Source organism: Variovorax sp. 3319 (genome assembly GCF_031456585.1).
GTDB classification, from domain to species: Bacteria; Pseudomonadota; Gammaproteobacteria; order Burkholderiales; family Burkholderiaceae_C; genus Variovorax; species Variovorax paradoxus_P.
This window is the reverse complement of the sequence record NZ_JAVDUZ010000002.1, coordinates 1-15,872: the sequence shown is the minus strand read 5'-3', so window position 1 is coordinate 15,872 and position 15,872 is coordinate 1. Positions and strand designations below refer to the sequence as shown.

The 15,872-nt window shown below is 63.4% G+C and carries 23 protein-coding genes and 1 pseudogene; 3 read left to right on the top strand and 21 right to left on the bottom strand.

Annotated elements, in window-relative coordinates; all coding sequences use genetic code 11:
- Positions 1-30: 30 nt before the first annotated feature.
- From ptsP to J2X67_RS04380, 5 genes are all read right to left on the bottom strand, one after another.
- Positions 31-1,824, bottom strand: coding sequence for a phosphoenolpyruvate--protein phosphotransferase (gene ptsP / locus J2X67_RS04400; RefSeq protein ID WP_309950874.1), 1,794 nt, complete (start codon positions 1,822-1,824; stop codon positions 31-33).
- 103 nt (positions 1,825-1,927) lie between these two features.
- A complete protein-coding gene (locus tag J2X67_RS04395) occupies positions 1,928-2,197 on the bottom strand; it encodes an HPr family phosphocarrier protein (protein WP_157616201.1) in 270 nt (89 codons plus the stop codon).
- Positions 2,166-2,621 (bottom strand): PTS sugar transporter subunit IIA, encoded by a 456-nt coding sequence (locus J2X67_RS04390; RefSeq protein WP_307704013.1) that lies wholly within the window; start codon positions 2,619-2,621, stop codon positions 2,166-2,168. Before J2X67_RS04390 ends, J2X67_RS04395 begins: the two co-directional genes overlap by 32 nt.
- Entirely contained in the window at positions 2,618-3,886 is a 1,269-nt protein-coding gene (locus J2X67_RS04385) for an MFS transporter (RefSeq protein WP_309950871.1), read from the bottom strand. Before J2X67_RS04385 ends, J2X67_RS04390 begins: the two co-directional genes overlap by 4 nt.
- A complete protein-coding gene (locus tag J2X67_RS04380; protein ID WP_309950870.1) occupies positions 3,883-4,428 on the bottom strand; it encodes a hypothetical protein in 546 nt (181 codons plus the stop codon). Before J2X67_RS04380 ends, J2X67_RS04385 begins: the two co-directional genes overlap by 4 nt.
- 89 nt (positions 4,429-4,517) lie before the next feature.
- Here J2X67_RS04380 and J2X67_RS04375 point away from each other — a divergent pair, with 89 nt between their 5' ends.
- Positions 4,518-5,015 carry a TlpA disulfide reductase family protein gene (locus tag J2X67_RS04375; protein WP_309950867.1) on the top strand — a complete coding sequence of 166 codons (498 nt, stop codon included), beginning with the start codon at positions 4,518-4,520 and terminating at the stop codon, positions 5,013-5,015.
- A gap of 30 nt (positions 5,016-5,045) precedes the next feature.
- On the opposite strand, the gene J2X67_RS04370 is transcribed toward J2X67_RS04375, so the two are convergent.
- Positions 5,046-5,492 carry a cytochrome c gene (locus tag J2X67_RS04370; RefSeq protein ID WP_309950866.1) on the bottom strand — a complete coding sequence of 149 codons (447 nt, stop codon included), beginning with the start codon at positions 5,490-5,492 and terminating at the stop codon, positions 5,046-5,048.
- A 158-nt stretch (positions 5,493-5,650) separates the two neighbouring features.
- On the opposite strand from J2X67_RS04370, the gene J2X67_RS04365 reads away from it, so the two are divergent.
- Both J2X67_RS04365 and J2X67_RS04360 read left to right on the top strand, forming a co-directional pair.
- Positions 5,651-6,364, top strand: coding sequence for a cytochrome b/b6 domain-containing protein (locus J2X67_RS04365; protein WP_309950864.1), 714 nt, complete (start codon positions 5,651-5,653; stop codon positions 6,362-6,364).
- Positions 6,361-6,948: a GNAT family N-acetyltransferase gene (locus J2X67_RS04360; protein ID WP_309950862.1), complete on the top strand. Its 588-nt coding sequence runs from the start codon at positions 6,361-6,363 to the stop codon at positions 6,946-6,948. Before J2X67_RS04365 ends, J2X67_RS04360 begins: the two co-directional genes overlap by 4 nt.
- Before the next feature lie 5 nt (positions 6,949-6,953).
- Here J2X67_RS04360 and J2X67_RS04355 read toward each other — a convergent pair whose 3' ends face one another.
- The 15 genes and pseudogenes from J2X67_RS04355 to tuf form a co-directional block, all read right to left on the bottom strand.
- The gene (locus J2X67_RS04355; protein WP_309950860.1) at positions 6,954-7,460 is read right to left on the bottom strand and encodes a peroxiredoxin; all 507 of its coding nucleotides are present in this window, start codon (positions 7,458-7,460) and stop codon (positions 6,954-6,956) included.
- A 94-nt stretch (positions 7,461-7,554) separates the two neighbouring features.
- Complete coding sequence (gene rpsQ, locus J2X67_RS04350; RefSeq protein ID WP_015867662.1) at positions 7,555-7,824, bottom strand: 30S ribosomal protein S17; 270 nt, start codon at positions 7,822-7,824, stop codon at positions 7,555-7,557.
- A 9-nt stretch (positions 7,825-7,833) separates the two neighbouring features.
- Positions 7,834-8,043, bottom strand: coding sequence for a 50S ribosomal protein L29 (rpmC, locus tag J2X67_RS04345; protein WP_026284221.1), 210 nt, complete (start codon positions 8,041-8,043; stop codon positions 7,834-7,836).
- 55 nt (positions 8,044-8,098) lie between these two features.
- On the bottom strand, positions 8,099-8,515 hold the full coding sequence (gene rplP / locus J2X67_RS04340) for a 50S ribosomal protein L16 (protein ID WP_021012789.1): 417 nt from the start codon (positions 8,513-8,515) through the stop codon (positions 8,099-8,101).
- A 28-nt stretch (positions 8,516-8,543) separates the two neighbouring features.
- Complete coding sequence (gene rpsC, locus J2X67_RS04335; protein ID WP_093017295.1) at positions 8,544-9,470, bottom strand: 30S ribosomal protein S3; 927 nt, start codon at positions 9,468-9,470, stop codon at positions 8,544-8,546.
- 17 nt (positions 9,471-9,487) lie between these two features.
- A complete protein-coding gene (gene rplV / locus J2X67_RS04330; RefSeq protein ID WP_007838134.1) occupies positions 9,488-9,820 on the bottom strand; it encodes a 50S ribosomal protein L22 in 333 nt (110 codons plus the stop codon).
- 9 nt (positions 9,821-9,829) lie between these two features.
- Positions 9,830-10,108, bottom strand: a complete 279-nt coding sequence (rpsS, locus tag J2X67_RS04325; protein ID WP_007838132.1) for a 30S ribosomal protein S19 — start codon at positions 10,106-10,108, stop codon at positions 9,830-9,832.
- A 10-nt stretch (positions 10,109-10,118) separates the two neighbouring features.
- Positions 10,119-10,943 (bottom strand): 50S ribosomal protein L2, encoded by an 825-nt coding sequence (gene rplB / locus J2X67_RS04320; protein ID WP_309950857.1) that lies wholly within the window; start codon positions 10,941-10,943, stop codon positions 10,119-10,121.
- Between the two features lie 2 nt (positions 10,944-10,945).
- Complete coding sequence (gene rplW, locus J2X67_RS04315; RefSeq protein ID WP_007838129.1) at positions 10,946-11,281, bottom strand: 50S ribosomal protein L23; 336 nt, start codon at positions 11,279-11,281, stop codon at positions 10,946-10,948.
- Positions 11,278-11,898 (bottom strand): 50S ribosomal protein L4, encoded by a 621-nt coding sequence (gene rplD / locus J2X67_RS04310; RefSeq protein ID WP_028259871.1) that lies wholly within the window; start codon positions 11,896-11,898, stop codon positions 11,278-11,280. Before rplD ends, rplW begins: the two co-directional genes overlap by 4 nt.
- Entirely contained in the window at positions 11,898-12,578 is a 681-nt protein-coding gene (gene rplC / locus J2X67_RS04305) for a 50S ribosomal protein L3 (RefSeq protein ID WP_157616207.1), read from the bottom strand. The genes rplD and rplC overlap by 1 nt, the downstream gene beginning before the upstream one ends.
- Before the next feature lie 243 nt (positions 12,579-12,821).
- Positions 12,822-13,358 (bottom strand): hypothetical protein, encoded by a 537-nt coding sequence (locus tag J2X67_RS04300; RefSeq protein ID WP_309950855.1) that lies wholly within the window; start codon positions 13,356-13,358, stop codon positions 12,822-12,824.
- A gap of 11 nt (positions 13,359-13,369) precedes the next feature.
- The gene (locus J2X67_RS04295; RefSeq protein ID WP_309950853.1) at positions 13,370-14,821 is read right to left on the bottom strand and encodes a hypothetical protein; all 1,452 of its coding nucleotides are present in this window, start codon (positions 14,819-14,821) and stop codon (positions 13,370-13,372) included.
- A 304-nt stretch (positions 14,822-15,125) separates the two neighbouring features.
- A complete protein-coding gene (gene rpsJ, locus J2X67_RS04290; RefSeq protein ID WP_007838118.1) occupies positions 15,126-15,440 on the bottom strand; it encodes a 30S ribosomal protein S10 in 315 nt (104 codons plus the stop codon).
- Between the two features lie 21 nt (positions 15,441-15,461).
- Positions 15,462-15,872 (bottom strand): annotated as a pseudogene (gene tuf, locus J2X67_RS04285) (elongation factor Tu); the annotation flags it as partial.

The window sequence follows — 15,872 nt, the reverse complement described above, 5'->3', positions numbered from 1 at the left end:
CGGCGTGTTTCGTTTTATTTCGTGCGCAGCTCAGCCCGCAAGGGCCGCTGCCGGATCGTCCGACTCGAGCACGCTCTTGGCCCAGGCTTCGAGCTTGCCGGTGTCGGCGCGCAGCACTTCCTGCTTGACGGCGAGGATGCGCGAGGGATGCATAGAGAAGCTGCGCAAACCAAGGCCGAGGAGCAGGCGGGTGAACGCGACGTCGCCGGCCATTTCGCCGCACACGGCCACGCCCTTGCCCTGGCGACGGCATTCGGCAATGGTGTCGGCCACGAGCTTCAGCACCGCAGGGTGGGCCGGGTCGTAGAGATGAGCCACAGCCTCGTCGGCGCGATCGATGGCCAGCGTGTACTGGATCAGGTCGTTGGTGCCGATCGACAGGAAGTCGAAGTACTTGAGGAAGGTCTTGAGCGTGAGCGCCGCGGCCGGAATCTCGATCATGGCGCCGAGCTTCACCTTGCCGTATACGGCGCCGCGGTTGTCCAGCTCGGTGCGCGCAAACTCGATCAGCGAGAGCGTCTGGCGAATCTCGCTGGCGTGCGCGAGCATGGGAATCAGCAGGTGGATTTCGCCGTGCGCCGCCGCACGCAGGATGGCGCGCAGCTGCGTGAGGAACATGGCCGGGTCGGCCAGGCTCCAGCGAATGGCGCGCAACCCGAGTGCGGGGTTCAGGTGCTCCTGCTTGATGCCCGCCTTGCCGTCGAGCGGCTTGTCGGCGCCCACGTCGATGGTACGAATGGTGACCGGCATGCCCTGCATGCCCTCCACTGCGCGCTTGTAGGCCTGGTATTGCTCTTCTTCGTCGGGCAGGCGGGTCTGGCGCTGCGACTCGCGGCCCATGAAAAGGAACTCGCTGCGAAACAGCCCGACTCCGACGGCGCCCGCCTTCATGGCGCCCACGGTGTCCTCGGGCATTTCGATGTTGGCAAGCAGTTCGACACGCTGCCCGTCGAGAGTGACTGCGGGCTTGTGGCGCAGGCGCGCGAGCCGTCCGCGCTCGAGATCGCCCTGGCGCTGCTTGAAGCCGTACTCCGCAAGAATGATGGGCGAGGGGTCGACGATCACCACGCCGGCATCGCCGTCGATGATCACCCAGTCGTCCTGGCGCACCAGCTGGCTTGCGGTGCGCGCACCCACAACGGCCGGAATGTCCATGCTGCGCGCAACGATGGCGGTGTGCGACGTGCGCCCGCCCACGTCGGTCACAAAGCCTGCGAACACGCTCTTCTTGAACTGGAGCATGTCCGCCGGGGACAGGTCGTGCGCAATCAGCACCAGCGGCGCATCGATGCCGTCACCGGCAGTGGGGTCGTCTTCGTCTTCGGCGGCGGGGCGCTTGCGGCGCGGCGGGCTGGGCGCGAGCACCGCAGCCGTGCCCTTCATGCGGTGCAGCAGCCGCTCGACGACCTGCTCGAGGTCGGCCTTGCGCTCGCGCAGGTACTCGTCCTCCATCTCGTCGAACTGGCGAGCGATGATTTCGAGTTGCGTGGTCAGCGCCCATTCGGCGTTGTAGAGACGGTCGGTAATCCAGTGCTTCACGCCGCCGGTGAGCGCCTCGTCCTGCAGCAGCATCTGGTGCACTTCGAGCAGGGCCGCAAGCTCGTGCGGCGCGTCGTTGGGGCCCATCTGCGCGACGCTGGTCTGCAGCTTGGCGAGTTCGTCGGCCACCGCATTGCGCGCCGTGCGGACACGATCGATTTCGGTCTCGATCTCTTCGGGCTTGATGAAGTAGTGAGCCACGTCGATGCGGCTGGACACCACCAGCACCGCGCGGCCAATGGCAATGCCACGGGCAACGGGAAGGCCGTGGACTGCGAAGGTCATGCGAATCGACCGGAGGTCATCGGCCGCCGCCGGGCCGCCCCAAGGCGGCCGAGCCCCCTCGAGGGGCAGCGACGACACGCAGTGCGGAGCGTGTGGGCCACATTCATTCGCCTTCGCCGAACTTGTCGTTCATCAATTGAATGATGGCGTCCATGGCTTCTTCTTCCTGCTGGCCGTTGGTCTCTAGCTCAACCGTTGAGCCCAGCCCGGCCGCAAGCATCATGACGCCCATGATGCTCTTGGCGTTGATGCGGCGGTCGCCGCGCGAGAGCCACACTTCGCAGGGAAAGCTGCCTGCGAGCTTGGTGAGCTTGGCCGATGCGCGCGCATGCAAGCCCAGCTTATTGCTGATGGTCACGGATTTCTTGATCACTGTGCTTTCTCTTCGCCTGGTTCTGGGGTGCGGCCACGGCCACCTGCATGACCCCGGCCGTGCCGCCCGCGATGGCGCGCTGCACCAGCGTTTCGAGCGGCTCGTGGCGGTAGGTTACCGCCCGCAGCAGCATCGGCAGGTTGACGCCCGCCACCAGCCGCGAGCGCACGCCGTCCACCAGCTTCTGGGCCACATTGCACGGCGTTGCGCCGAACACGTCGGCAAGCACCAGCACCTGCGAGCGCGGTGCAATGAGCTGCTGCTCGAGTGTGATGCGGGCCGCGGCCAGCGTTTCTTCGGGGGACACGTTGGGCAGCACGTCGAGTGCGACCACTGCTTGTTCGCAGTCGGGGAACACATGCAGCGCACATCGCCGCAGCGCCTGCGCGAACGGTGAGTGGGCGATGATGAGAATGCTGTTCATGCGGGTCGGGGAACTACGCGCCGATTATGCGGGGGCGCCCAAAGGTAGTAGGTATACGACATAACGCAGCAACCCAGGAAAACGGCCAAGGCCGCGCGAAAGGACCCGACGGTGTCGAGCCCGGCACGGGCAAACAGGTCGATCAGCAAGCCGATACCCCACTGCACGACGAATACACCCGCAAAAACCACCAGGTTGTAGGCCGACAGCGCACGCCCCGCGAGGGCGGGCGGCAAGGCAAGCGCGACCGCGGGCTGGGCCAGGGTGACGACAGTGGAGATGCACAGAAAACCGATCCAGGCGATGGTTCCTGCAGCGGAACCCGCTACCAAAATAAGAGCAAGCGCGAGCATTGCCAGCGGCATGCCCCAGCTCAAAAGCCGGGTTGCAGGAATGCCGCGATGCGCGAGCTTGGGATTGGTCACGCCCCAGAGCCAATAAGTGGCGAGCAGCGCGATGCTGATCCAGAACAGGGCACCGGCCGCCTCTTGCGGCGTATAGCCCGCCACACGGGTGAGCCACGGCACGACCCATAGGGTTTGCATCGCGACGAAGCCGCCGTAGTTGAAAAAGCCGACCGGCGCGAGCTTGCGAAAGAAGGGGTCGCGCCACACGGCAGCGTAGCCGCCTGGTTTCTGTTCACTTTCCTGGTTTGCGTCTTGGCCTGCGTGCCACGCGGGTGCGGCCCATGCAATCAATGCCATCGAAACCAGCACGCCGGCTGCCAGCAGCCAGAACAGCGGTCGCCAGCCCAGGAGCGGCATCAGCCATTGCACCGGCAGCGTGGCGCCGACAAGGCCAAAGGAACCCACCATCAGCATCCAGGAGTTGCTGCGTAGCTGCATCGGCGGCGTCAACCAGCGCCGATAGCCGGTGAGCGGTGCCATGAGGCAGGCGCTGACGCCCACACCGGTCAGCACGCGAGCGGCCAGCAGGACCGGAAAACTCGTCGCCGCGGAAAACAGCAGGCACCCGATGATGGCAACGGAGAGGAAGCAGACAATGACCCGCTTCGGGCCGTATCGGTCGAGCCATGTGCCCATGGGCAGCTGCGTGAAAGCAAAGCCCAGGAAGTAGCCTCCTGCCAGCAAGCCGAGATCGCGCGATTCGAGTTCGAACTCGGCAGTGAGGGTCGGCGACAGCGTGGCGGTGATGGCACGGACCAGCGTCGAGAAAAAGTAGGCGACGGCAAAGGCCAGGAAAACGGTGGCAATCCGCTGCCGCCCGGCGAGCAGGCCGCCGGTCGAGGTGCTTGCGGCGTTCACGGGAGACGCAGGCCGTCGAAGAAGGTCTTCGCCGCCTCCGGCGCCGATGGCCGACCGAGCACCGTGGCCTGATAAAGCGAAACGCGCCCGTCTTTTTGCGATTGGGCAAACCAGAGGACCTGGATGGGCGCTGCGCCCTGCTGCTGCGGCTGGGCGTCGAGCCTGACCGGCGGAGGCGCCGCAGTGGCACGTTTCATCGTTGCCGGCGCTTCGGTCACCTGCGCATTGGCTAGCTGGTTCCGGGTGGCAGCGCGCCATGCACGGAGCCAGGCTTCGGCCTGTTCAGGGCTGCCGGCGGATGCATGGGCGATGGCAAAGGTTGCGCCGCCCGCCTCGCAGCCAGCCATATCGACCTTCACGGAGTCGGCGCCGAGCGGCAGGGCGCGGTCGGCGCGGTCGGGCTTGCAGGGAAGCATGGCGACCAGGCCGGCATCGGCAATCGGCGTTTCGCGCCAGTTGAAGGTCGGGCTGCAGGCGGCAAGCGAAACGGCGGCGGTGGCTGCGAACAGCGCAGGCCAGGAGCGGGGAACAAGCGAGGGCATCGGAGAGGCATTATCGAGCGACCGTGGCATGCGCCAGCGCAATCCGGCCGGCGGAACTAAAATCACGCCGCCCTCCTCTTTCAGTTGTCATGAAAAAATACATCGCCGCCGCAGCAGTCGTCCTCGCATTGGCCGCCGGCGTGGGTGTGTACTTCGGTTCGGGCACCACAGCAGCACCGGCATCGACCTTCGTGCTGCTCGATGGCAGCAAGAAAAGTACGGACGACCTGAAGGGCAAGGTCACCCTGGTCAATTTTTGGGCAACGAGCTGCGTGACCTGCGTGGCCGAAATGCCAAAAGTCATCGCAACCTACGACAAATACAAGTCGAAGGGCTACGACACGCTGGCCGTGGCGATGAGCTACGACCCGCCGAGCTACGTCGTCAACTTTGCCGAAACCCGCAAGCTGCCGTTCAAGGTGGCCATCGACAACACCGGAAGCGTGGCGCAAGCCTGGGGCGACGTGAAACTCACGCCCACCACATACCTGGTCAACAAGAAGGGCGAGATCGTGAAGCGCTACGTGGGCGAGCCCGATTTCGCAGAGCTCCACAAGCTGATCGAAAAGCTGCTCGCCGAGGCCTGAACCCCGGCTCGCCGCCTCTTTTTCGGGGGCTTACTGGTTGCGGAAGCTGTCGTGGCAGGCCTTGCAGCTGCCGGCGGTGGTACCAAACTGCGCCTTGAGCGCGTCGATGTTGCCAGCCTTGGCGGCGACCGCGAGCTTGCCGGTTTCAGCAATCATCTTGTCCTGGTGCTCCTTGAACTTGGCTGCTTCCTTCCAGACCTCGGGCTTGGCCTTGCCCCCTTCCGTGCCCGCACCGAACCCGGCCCAGGGCAGTTTGGCCATCTCGGCCACGATGTCGGCGTTGGCGGCAGCTACTGCGGCGTCGTAGGGAACGCGGCCATTGGCCATGGCGCCCACACGGCCGAAATGCTGGCCCATCACGAACAGAGCACTCTGGCGGTACTTGATGGCGTCATCGGGCTTGGCGAACTGGGCCGTGGCCGGCAGGGAAATCGCGGCAAAGGCAGCGGCCAGGGCGAACGAAGCGAGTCGAATCATCGGGGTGTCCTAGTTGTTGGTTCGGCACCGCCAAAAGCGGCGCCGCGCAGAGTGTAGGGGCAGCATTGCAGCCGGGCATAGCAACAACCCGATGCATGCGGCGTCCCGGACTTTGCTAATCTGCGCCTTCCGCAGTTTTTGCGCACTTTGCCTCTTCGATGACCGACTCCTCCGTGGCCTCCCTGCAGGCCGCCGCGCCCGAGGCCCCTGTGCGCGCGCGCATCTGGGATCTGCCGACGCGTGTTTTTCACTGGGCATTGAGCGTTGCTGTCATAGGCCTGATTGCGACCGGCCTCGGCGGCATCATGGAATGGCACTTTCGCTTCGGCTATACGGTTCTGGCGCTGCTGCTCTTCCGCCTGCTGTGGGGGTTCGTGGGCGGGCGCTGGTCGCGTTTTGCCTCGTTCTTCTACGGGCCGGGCTCCGTTGTTGCCTACCTGCGCGGGCGAGCCCATCCTGATCACGTGATAGGGCACACGCCGCTGGGGGCCTTGTCGGTATTTGCCGTGCTGGCGGTGCTGGTGGTACAGGTTGCAACCGGGCTGGTGGCGGACGACGAAATTTCCGCAGCCGGACCGCTCACGCGCTTTGTTTCAGGGGAAGTGGTGAGCCTTGCAACTGGCTGGCACAAGGCGCAAGGAAAGACGATCGTGATCGCCCTGGTGACCCTGCACGTTCTGGCCGTGCTGTTCTACGTGCTGGTCAAACGGCATCGGCTGGTGCGGCCCATGGTTTCGGGCGACAAGCTGATCAGGCCTGCCGGCAACCAGGTGCCAACAAGCCGCGACGATGCCGTCTCCCGCTTTTTGGCGCTGGCCTTGTTCGCGGCGTGCGCAGGCGCGGCCTACTGGATTGCATCGTTGCGCGTATGAGCTTTTCCGTTTCACGCCCTTTGCCGCTGGCAGACACACCGGCCGTCGTGCTGCTGGCGCCGGACGAAACCCATGAACTCGATGCGGCGCGCGCTATTTTTCGCGACTACGCCGCCTCGCTGAACATCGACCTGTGCTTTCAGAACTTCGAGGAGGAAGTTGCCGCGCTCCCGGGAGACTACGCGGAACCGCGCGGCGCCCTGCTGCTGGCCTTGGTCGACCCCGCCCACATCAAGGAGCCCGCCGGGCAGCAGGCGCCGACCCTTTTGCGTCCGAACGGAGCCTTGGCGCACGTGGCCGGCTGCTGCGCGCTGCGTCCACTCGACAACGCCGACTACGCCAACGCCGCGGAGATGAAGCGCCTGTTTGTGCGACCGGGCTTTCGCGGACTGGGCGTCGGCCGCCAGTTGGCTGAAGCCATTCTTGATGCGGCTCGCGGCGCGGGTTACGCCTGCGTACTGCTGGATACGCTGGACGACATGGAATCGGCCCGCGCGCTTTACGAAGACCTCGGCTTCGAGGAAGTGCCGCCTTACTATCACAACCCGATCGCGGGCGCGCACTACCTCAAGGTCGATCTCTGAGCTGATCAGCCGCGCGCTTGGGCGAGCAGCGTCTCGGCGTTGCTGACCTCGAACTTGCCGGGTGCTTCGACGTTGAGCGCTGCCACCTTGCCGTCTTTCACGAGCATCGAATAGCGGTTGCTGCGCAGGCCCATGCCGCGGGCGGTCAAGTCCAGCGTCAATCCGGTGGCCTTGGCGAAGTCAGCGCTGCCGTCGGCCAGCATGCGCACCTTGGCGCCGGTCTTCTGATCGCGCGCCCAGGCGCCCATCACGAACGCGTCGTTCACGCTCACGCACCAGATCTCGTCCACGCCGGCGGCCTTGAAGTCGTCGAAGTGCTGCACATAGCCGGGCACATGCTTGGCCGAGCAGGTGGGCGTAAAAGCGCCCGGCAGAGCGAACAGCGCAATGGTCTTGCCAGCCGTCGCCTTGCTCACGTCCACAGGGTTGGGGCCGATGCTGCAGCCTTCGCCCTCGACCTCGGAATATTCCTGCAGGGTTGCCGAAGGAAGGGTGTCGCCGACTTTGATCATCTAGATGCTCCTGAAAAAGAAAAACGGCCCACATTGTGGGCCGTTTCGGTTTGGGCTGCCTTCAAGAGGCTTCCCGATGCAGATCAACCAGCGATCAGACCAGCACGGCCTTCTCGACCAGACGGGTCACGACCCAGTTCTTGGTCTTCGAGATCGGACGGCTTTCCGTGATCTCGATGGTGTCGCCCAGCTTGTACTCGCCCTTTTCGTCATGGGCGTGGTACTTGCTCGTCTTGGCCACGATCTTGCCGTAGAGCTCGTGCTTCACACGGCGCTCGACCAGCACGGTCACGGTCTTGGCACGCTTGTCGCTGACCACCTTGCCGATCAAGGTGCGCTTGAGGGATTTTTTAGCTTCCGTCATGTTCACTCCTTACTTGGCGGCTTGGGTTTCTTGCTGCTTCTGAGCAAGAATGGTCTTGGCGCGCGCGATGTCGCGGCGCGTCACGCGCAGCGTCGAGGTGTTCGACAGCTGTTGCGTGGCTTTCTGCATGCGCAGACCGAAATGGGCCTTCTGCAGGTCCTTGATTTCAGCTTGCAGGCCTGCGACGTCCTTCGTGCGCAGGGTTGCAGCCTTGGTCACCTTGGCCGGAGCCGCGGTTTCTTTTTTCTTACGTGTTGCCATGGATGTTCTCCTCTCAGGCGCCGAGCTGGCGAGCGACGAACGTCGTACGCAGCGGAAGCTTGGCGGCGGCCAGGCGGAACGCTTCGCGGGCGAGTTCTTCGGGCACGCCGACGATCTCGAACACGATCTTGCCAGGCTGGATTTCAGCGACGTAGTACTCGGGGTTGCCCTTACCGTTACCCATCCGCACTTCGGCGGGCTTGGTAGAGATCGGCTTGTCCGGGAACACGCGGATCCAGATACGACCACCACGCTTCACGTGGCGCGAAATCGCGCGGCGAGCGGCTTCGATCTGGCGCGCCGTGAGGCGGCCGCGGTCGGTGCATTTGAGACCGAAGTCACCGAAGGCAACCGAGTTACCCCGGGTTGCGATGCCGGTGTTGCGGCCCTTTTGTTCCTTGCGGAACTTTCTGCGTGCAGGTTGCAGCATTTTTAATACTCCGTAGTTCTAAGACCGATCACTCGGTCTTGGCACCGTCAGCTGCTGCAGCTGGCGCGGCTTTGCGGACGCGCTTAACGGCGGGTTTCGAGTCTGCACCCGGAGCAGCGGGAGCTGCGCCAGTAGCTTCTGCGGGCTTGTCGCTGCCGTCGGCCGGGGCGGTGTTGCCACCGATCGGGCCACGGGCACCGGCGCGAGGGCCGGGACCACGACGGTCGCCACCCGGACGGTCGCCACCAGGACGGCCATCACGGCGGGGACCACGCGGACGACGCTCTTCGTCGGGACGCGGCGTTTCGACAGCCGGCAGGTCGTTACGACCCAGCGTGTCGCCCTTGTAGACCCAGACCTTGACGCCGATGACGCCGTAGGTGGTCTTGGCTTCCGAGGTGCCGTAGTCGATGTCGGCGCGCAGCGTGTGGAGGGGCACGCGACCTTCGCGATACCACTCGGTACGAGCGATTTCGATACCGTTCAAGCGGCCAGCCGACATGATCTTGATGCCTTGGGCACCCAGACGCATGGCGTTTTGCATGGCGCGCTTCATGGCGCGGCGGAACATGATCCGCTTTTCGAGCTGCTGCGTGATGCTGTCGGCGATCAGCTGGGCATCGATTTCGGGCTTGCGCACTTCTTCGATGTTCACTGCCACCGGCACGCCGAGCTGCTTGCCCAGTTCGCGCTTGAGGTTTTCGATGTCTTCGCCCTTCTTGCCGATCACGACGCCCGGACGAGCCGAGTAGATCGTGATGCGTGCGTTCTTGGCGGGACGCTCGATCATGACGCGCGACACCGAAGCGTTCTTCAGCTTCTTCTTCAGGTATTCGCGAACCTTGATGTCTTCGGCCAGCATGCCCGCGAAATCGCGGTCGCTTGCGTACCAGCGGCTGGACCAGTTACGGGTAACCGCAAGGCGGAAGCCGGTCGGATGGATTTTCTGTCCCATATTTCTTCCAGGCGTTCTTAGTTGCCAACCGTCACGTACACATGGCACGTGGGCTTGCTGATGCGGTTACCGCGACCCTTGGCTCGCGCGGTGAAGCGCTTGAGCGTTGCGCCCTGTTCGACGTAGATGGTCTTGACCTTCAGTTCGTCGATGTCGGCGCCATCGTTGTGCTCGGCGTTGGCAATTGCCGACTCGAGCACCTTTTTGATGATCACAGCGGCCTTTTTCTGCGTGAATTGCAGAACATTGAGCGCTTGATCAACCTTCTTGCCGCGGATCAGGTCAGCGACCAGACGGCCCTTGTCGACCGAGAGGCGGACACCGCGGAGGACTGCACGTGTTTCAGACATGGTCGTTCCTTACTTCTTCTGGACTTTCTTGTCCGCGGGGTGCCCCTTGAACGTGCGCGTGAGCGCAAATTCGCCGAGCTTGTGGCCGACCATTTGATCGGTAATGTAGACAGGCACGTGCTGCTTGCCGTTGTGCACGGCAATGGTCAGGCCGATGAACTCGGGCAGAACCATCGAGCGGCGCGACCAGGTCTTGATCGGCTTCTTGTCCTTCGTCGTCACTGCCTTGTCGGCCTTGGCCACGAGGTGATGGTCAACAAACGGACCCTTTTTGAGAGAGCGAGTCATTTGCTATCCCTTACTTCTTGCGGCGCGACACGATGAAGACCTGCGTGCGCTTGTTGTTACGGGTACGGTAGCCCTTGGTCAGGTTGCCCCATGGGTCGACAGGATGGCGGCCTTCGCCGGTCTTGCCTTCGCCACCACCGTGCGGGTGGTCGACCGGGTTCATCACCACGCCGCGAACGGTCGGGCGAATACCCATGTGACGCTTCACACCGGCCTTGCCGAGTTGGCGCAGGCTGTGCTCTTCGTTTGCGACTTCACCAATGGTGGCGCGGCATTCGATGTGGATGCGGCGCACCTCACCCGAACGCATGCGGACCTGGGCGTAGACGCCTTCGCGAGCCAGCAGCGTGGCCGACGTACCGGCCGAACGCGCGATCTGCGCACCCTTGCCGGGTTGCAGTTCGATGCAGTGGATCGTCGAGCCAACCGGAATGTTGCGGATCGGCAGCGTGTTGCCGGCGCGGATCGGGGCTTCCGAACCGCTCAGCAGCGTTGCACCGGCTTCAAGACCGCGCGGGGCGATGATGTAGCGGCGCTCGCCGTCGGCGTAGCAGACCAAGGCAATGTGGGCGGTACGGTTCGGGTCGTATTCGACACGTTCGACCTTGGCCGGAATGCCGTCCTTGTTGCGCACGAAGTCGACAACGCGGTAGTGGTGCTTGGCACCGCCGCCACGATGACGGATCGTGATGTGGCCGTTGTTGTTGCGGCCAGCCTTCTGGAACTGGGGTTCCAGCAGAGGCGCGTGAGGAGCACCCTTGAACAGGTGGTCCCGCGAAATCTTCACCGCGCCGCGTTGGCCCGGCGAAGTGGGTTTCATCTTGATGACGGCCATGATTAAGCGCCTTCCCCGACGAGGTTGAGCTCTTGACCGGGCTTCAGGGTCACATAGGCCTTGCGAACGTTGTCGCGGCGGCCGATGGACTTGCCAAAGCGCTTGGTCTTGCCCTTGGTGTTGAGCACCGACACGCCCTGGACTTCGACCTTGAACATCAGTTCGACAGCGGCCTTGATCTCGGGCTTGGTGGCGTCTTGCAGCACCTTGAAAGTGACAGCGTTCGACTTCTCGCCGACCATCGTGGCCTTTTCGGACACGATCGGGGCGACCAGCACCGCCATCAGGCGGCCTTCTTCGAACGTACGTTCAGCGGCGGTAGGGTTCACGCGGCTCATGCGAACATCTCCTTGAGCTTGTCGACGGCACCCTTGGTGACCAGCACCTTCTTGTAGTGAACCAGCGACACCGGATCGGCGTAGCGGGGTTCGACCACGAGAACGTTCACCAGATTGCGCGAGGCAAGGTACAGGTTTTCGTCGACTTCTTCGGCGATCACGAGCACGGACTCGAGATTCATTGCCTTGAAACGGGCTGCCAGCGGCTTCGTCTTGGGCGAATCCACGGTCAGCGAATCCACCACGGCCAGACGGCCTTCGCGAGCGAGCTGCGAGAAGATGGCGGCCATGCCGGCGCGGTACATCTTCTTGTTGATCTTCTGCGAGAAGTTTTCGTCAGGCATGTTCGGGAAAATCCGGCCACCCCCGCGCCACAGCGGCGAGGACGTCATACCGGCACGGGCACGGCCCGTTCCCTTTTGCTTGAAAGGCTTCTTGGTCGAGTGCTTGACCTGCTCGCGGTCCTTCTGGGCGCGCGTGCCTTGGCGGGCGTTGGCCTGGAATGCAACGACGATCTGGTGAACCAGGTCTTCATTGTAGTCACGGCCGAACACGGTCTCGGGAGCGTCGTACTTCGACGCGGCCTGGCCTTGTTCGTTCAGGAGTTCGAGTTGCATTACTTCGCTCCTTCAGCCGCTTGCGGCTTGGCCTTGATGGCGGGACGCACGGTGACAAAGCCACCCTTTGCGCCCGGGATCGCGCCCTTGATGAGCAGCAGTTGACGCGCTTCGTCGATGCGGAACACATCGAGGTTCTGCGTCGTCTTGGTGACGTCGCCGAGGTGGCCCGTCATGCGCTTGCCGGGAAACACGCGACCGGGGTCTTGTGCCATACCGATCGAGCCGGGAACGTTGTGCGAACGGCTGTTACCGTGCGACGCGCGTTGCGAGCTCATGTTGTGGCGCTTGATGGTGCCGGCGTAGCCCTTACCGATCGAGGTGCCTTGCACGTCGACTTTCTGGCCCACGGAGAACACGCTGCTTGCGGCAATGACGCCACCAGCCTTGTGCTGACCTGCGGTATCGGCGGTCACGCGGAATTCGCGGATGATTTCACCAGCTTCGACACCCGCCTTGGCGAGGTGGCCGGCTTGGGGCTTGGTCACGCGCGATGCCTTGCGCGAACCGAACGTCACTTGCAGCGCGACGTAGCCGTCGGTCTCTTGCGACTTGATCTGGGTCACACGGTTGTTGGACACATCCACCACCGTGACAGGAACTGCGTCCCCGTCATCGGTGAAGAGACGCATCATCCCCACCTTGCGGCCCAGCAACCCGAGGGAGTTGCTCAGACTCATTTGTTTTCTCCAAAAATGGATCCTCTTTCGCCGCTGTCACTTCAATTGGCAACAGCGTTTAGCCGATCGCCCGAAGGCTTCCCGGCTTGCGAAAGAAGGTTGATAAATCTCCGCACTTGCAGCGCCTATATAGACGCAACTAGGGCAGAGCCAGCGATTATAGCCCGCTATGCAGGCGCTGTGCAAGCAGCATTACGGGCGGGCTTTAGAGGTGTCGCGCCCCGCTTTTGCCCCTTTTTTTGCCTATTTAACGGGCATCGTGATGATGCTTTCGCCGTTTGGCGTCGCCTTCATCTCACCAGTCGATTTGAGGCTCGGCGCAGCCGTGCCAGTCTGGACGGGGACCGAAACGGCGCTCGATGCGCCCCCCTGGCTGATAAACACGTTAAGGTAGGCGAGACCTTCGGTTTCACTGACCACGACGACAGTGGCGGTGGTGCGCTTACCTGTTGGCAGCTTCAGCGTGCTGCTTCCCTGCAAGGTCAGCCCGCGGTCGGCGCTCAGGCGGACCGTAGCGCCGTCAGCATCGGTAACACCTTCGAATTGCAGCACGACGGGTGTGGCCCGCCCCACCTGCGGCGTGGCCTCGAGGCGGTATTGGAGCTTGACTCCTGAACTGCCGGGTTTCTGTGGCGCTGTGGTCATGGGAGCAGCATGGCGATGCGACGCCGGATGCCCGGCGTTGCGCGCAGCAGGCTCGCCGTCTGCTGCGGCCGGCGCCGACAACGTCGCCACAGCGAGACATGCCGCTGCCAGCATGGAGGTCGAACGGGTGTTCATGGCGGCCTTTCTTACTGCTGAATTGAGACGTCGAAGCACGGATCGCCAGTGCCGAGGTTCGTCACAGCCAGAACGTACTCGCCGGCCGGGAGGCTGACCGTGTTGCCGGCTCTGGCAACAAGCCCACCCCTGAAGATGTCGAAATCCGGGATGGATCCCGGCGGGCCGTTCACAAGAATCTGATAACTGCCGCTCGCAGGCACGGTGAAACGGACGTAGGAGTAGTTACCGAGTTTGTTGTTGTCGTCCGCACCAGCGTCGTCGGACACGCATGCCTGGGTTGTGCCGCCACCAACAGCGGCAGTCCGGTACATCGGAATCGTGACCGGAATCCCGCCGTTGTTCGTTTCGGCGGTACCAAATGGGTCGCCGGGCGCCGCGCTGATGCCCTGCCCGGTGAGCAAGGCAGTCAGTGCTGTAGCGCTGCCCGGCGCAACGGCGTTGAAGGCGGCGGAGAACGGATGGATCGAAGTGACCGCAGCGCCGCCCCTGAACTGAGCACTGGTTAGCGCATCATGTATCGGCTTGAACCCGACCTGCTGGTTGAGGTTCCAGAAAATCGACTGGATCGACGGTTCGCGGTACCAGCCCGGCGTAGTCGCGGCGCCCGCAGCCAGATCGATGTTGGTGCTGAGCTGTGCGGTCGCCTGCTGGGGACCACCCGAATCGACATAGTTTCGGCGCTCGAGCGCAATGCCCGACCAGGCGTTGCCCCAGCCTTCAGAAAACGCGAGCCTCCGATCGAGACGCTGACTCTGCGAATGGCGCCCGCCGGTCGAATCGTCCCGGCTAAAAGCCGATTGGTAGTAATGGCCCCATTCGTGCGCGATTACCGAGTTGTCGTATTCATCGGTGTCCACGTCTTCTTTGCCGAGCACGTAGATTTCGCGGCCAGTACTTCTGCTGATAAAGAATGTGGTGCCGATCTGGCCCGCCGCAACGCTGCCGGAAGACGGCGCATTATTAATACTCCAGTACACGCGCAACGGCGGAAAAGCCGTCGCAGGCGCTACCGACACCACTTTCTGAACGGCTGTGTAGACCGTATCCAGAATGGCGAACGGCGCCGCCACCCGATCTCCGGTGTAGCTTGAACCGCCCCAGCCCGAAGGCGCATGAAGGTCGCGCACCAGCGCAGCCGCCCCCGAGGAAAATGCAGGACTCTGCATGGAATACAGCGCACTGGAACGGGTGTTGTCCCGCACCGTTACGTCCCAGTTCGGCCCCGTGCCGCCGCGTGCCAGTTGCGCCTTGACGCGCACTGCAATTGCCGTGTTCGCAGGCACAGACACCGAGTAGGCGCCGTTGTCGTCGGTGGTCGCCGTAGCCAGTTGAGCAGAAGTCGACGCATCGATCACTTCCACCGCAGCGCCGCGCACCGGCTTGGAAGAGGCGCTGGCATAAACCAAGGTGCCACTCGGATTGGGCACCGACTCATAGGTGGCTGTACCGCTCAACGTCACCGAGCCCGCCGCAGGAGGAGGAGCCGCGGGGGGAGCTACTGGCAGAAACGGTAGGCCGCCACCCCCTCCGCCCCCACCTCCACCGCAGCCAGCCAGCAAAGCCGCTACCGCGATGCATGCCGCTACCGCCGACGCAAAAGAGTTGCCGTGTCTCATGCTGTGCTGCCCTCGATTCAACCCAACAAGGCTCGACGGAGGAGGCCGCCGCCCGGCGAGGATGCCACATCCGGGCGGCAAAAAACAAAGCCCGCCTGCATTTCTGCAGGCGGGCTTTGTCACAAAATGCGGCGCGAGGCCGAAATACTTATTGCAGCTTGATTTCGACGTCCACGCCAGCCGGCAGGTCGAGCTTCATCAGCGCGTCCACGGTCTTGTCGGTGGGGTCGACGATGTCCATCAGGCGCTGGTGCGTGCGGATCTCGAGCTGGTCGCGCGACGTCTTGTTGACGTGGGGCGAACGCAGAATGTCGAAACGCTTCATGCGGGTCGGCAGGGGCACGGGGCCCTTGACGATCGCGCCGGTGCGCTTGGCGGTGTCAACGATTTCGGCTGCCGACTGGTCGATCAGCTTGTAATCGAATGCCTTCAGGCGGATGCGGATTTTTTGCTTGGTAGCCATGGTGATTCCTTTGCGTCCGGCTTAGATGTCGAGGATCTTTGCCACGACGCCCGAACCCACGGTGCGGCCGCCTTCGCGGATGGCGAAGCGCAGGCCTTCTTCCATCGCGATCGGGTTGATCAGCTTCACGGTGATGCTGACGTTGTCGCCAGGCATGACCATTTCCTTGTCCTTGGGCAACTCGATCGCACCGGTCACGTCCGTCGTGCGGAAGTAGAACTGCGGACGGTAGTTGTTGAAGAACGGCGTGTGACGGCCACCTTCGTCCTTGGACAGCACGTACACCTCGGCGGTGAAGTGCGTGTGCGGCTTGATCGAGCCGGGCTTGCACAGCACCTGGCCGCGCTCGACTTCTTCGCGCTTGGTGCCGCGCAGCAGCACGCCCACGTTGTCGCCCGCTTGACCCTGGTCCAGCAGCTTGCGGAACATTTC

Excerpts from the sequence above, each read along its gene's own strand:
- J2X67_RS04300 (WP_309950855.1), bottom strand. The coding sequence starts at position 13,358 with ATGAACACCCGTTCGACCTCCATGCTGGCAGCGGCATGTCTCGCTGTG.
- rpsC (WP_093017295.1), bottom strand. The coding sequence starts at position 9,470 with ATGGGACAGAAAATCCATCCGACCGGCTTCCGCCTTGCGGTTACCCGT.
- J2X67_RS04390 (WP_307704013.1), bottom strand. The coding sequence starts at position 2,621 with ATGAACAGCATTCTCATCATCGCCCACTCACCGTTCGCGCAGGCGCTG.
- J2X67_RS04360 (WP_309950862.1), top strand. The coding sequence starts at position 6,361 with ATGAGCTTTTCCGTTTCACGCCCTTTGCCGCTGGCAGACACACCGGCC.
- rplB (WP_309950857.1), bottom strand. The coding sequence starts at position 10,943 with ATGGCCGTCATCAAGATGAAACCCACTTCGCCGGGCCAACGCGGCGCG.
- rplW (WP_007838129.1), bottom strand. The coding sequence starts at position 11,281 with ATGAGCCGCGTGAACCCTACCGCCGCTGAACGTACGTTCGAAGAAGGC.
- J2X67_RS04355 (WP_309950860.1), bottom strand. The coding sequence starts at position 7,460 with ATGATCAAAGTCGGCGACACCCTTCCTTCGGCAACCCTGCAGGAATAT.
- J2X67_RS04375 (WP_309950867.1), top strand. The coding sequence starts at position 4,518 with ATGAAAAAATACATCGCCGCCGCAGCAGTCGTCCTCGCATTGGCCGCC.
- ptsP (WP_309950874.1), bottom strand. The coding sequence starts at position 1,824 with ATGACCTTCGCAGTCCACGGCCTTCCCGTTGCCCGTGGCATTGCCATT.
- J2X67_RS04370 (WP_309950866.1), bottom strand. The coding sequence starts at position 5,492 with ATGATTCGACTCGCTTCGTTCGCCCTGGCCGCTGCCTTTGCCGCGATT.
- J2X67_RS04365 (WP_309950864.1), top strand. The coding sequence starts at position 5,651 with ATGACCGACTCCTCCGTGGCCTCCCTGCAGGCCGCCGCGCCCGAGGCC.
- rpsQ (WP_015867662.1), bottom strand. The coding sequence starts at position 7,824 with ATGACGGAAGCTAAAAAATCCCTCAAGCGCACCTTGATCGGCAAGGTG.
- rplC (WP_157616207.1), bottom strand. The coding sequence starts at position 12,578 with ATGAGTCTGAGCAACTCCCTCGGGTTGCTGGGCCGCAAGGTGGGGATG.
- rplV (WP_007838134.1), bottom strand. The coding sequence starts at position 9,820 with ATGTCTGAAACACGTGCAGTCCTCCGCGGTGTCCGCCTCTCGGTCGAC.
- J2X67_RS04380 (WP_309950870.1), bottom strand. The coding sequence starts at position 4,428 with ATGCCCTCGCTTGTTCCCCGCTCCTGGCCTGCGCTGTTCGCAGCCACC.
- rpsJ (WP_007838118.1), bottom strand. The coding sequence starts at position 15,440 with ATGGCTACCAAGCAAAAAATCCGCATCCGCCTGAAGGCATTCGATTAC.
- rpsS (WP_007838132.1), bottom strand. The coding sequence starts at position 10,108 with ATGACTCGCTCTCTCAAAAAGGGTCCGTTTGTTGACCATCACCTCGTG.
- rplD (WP_028259871.1), bottom strand. The coding sequence starts at position 11,898 with ATGCAACTCGAACTCCTGAACGAACAAGGCCAGGCCGCGTCGAAGTAC.
- rplP (WP_021012789.1), bottom strand. The coding sequence starts at position 8,515 with ATGCTGCAACCTGCACGCAGAAAGTTCCGCAAGGAACAAAAGGGCCGC.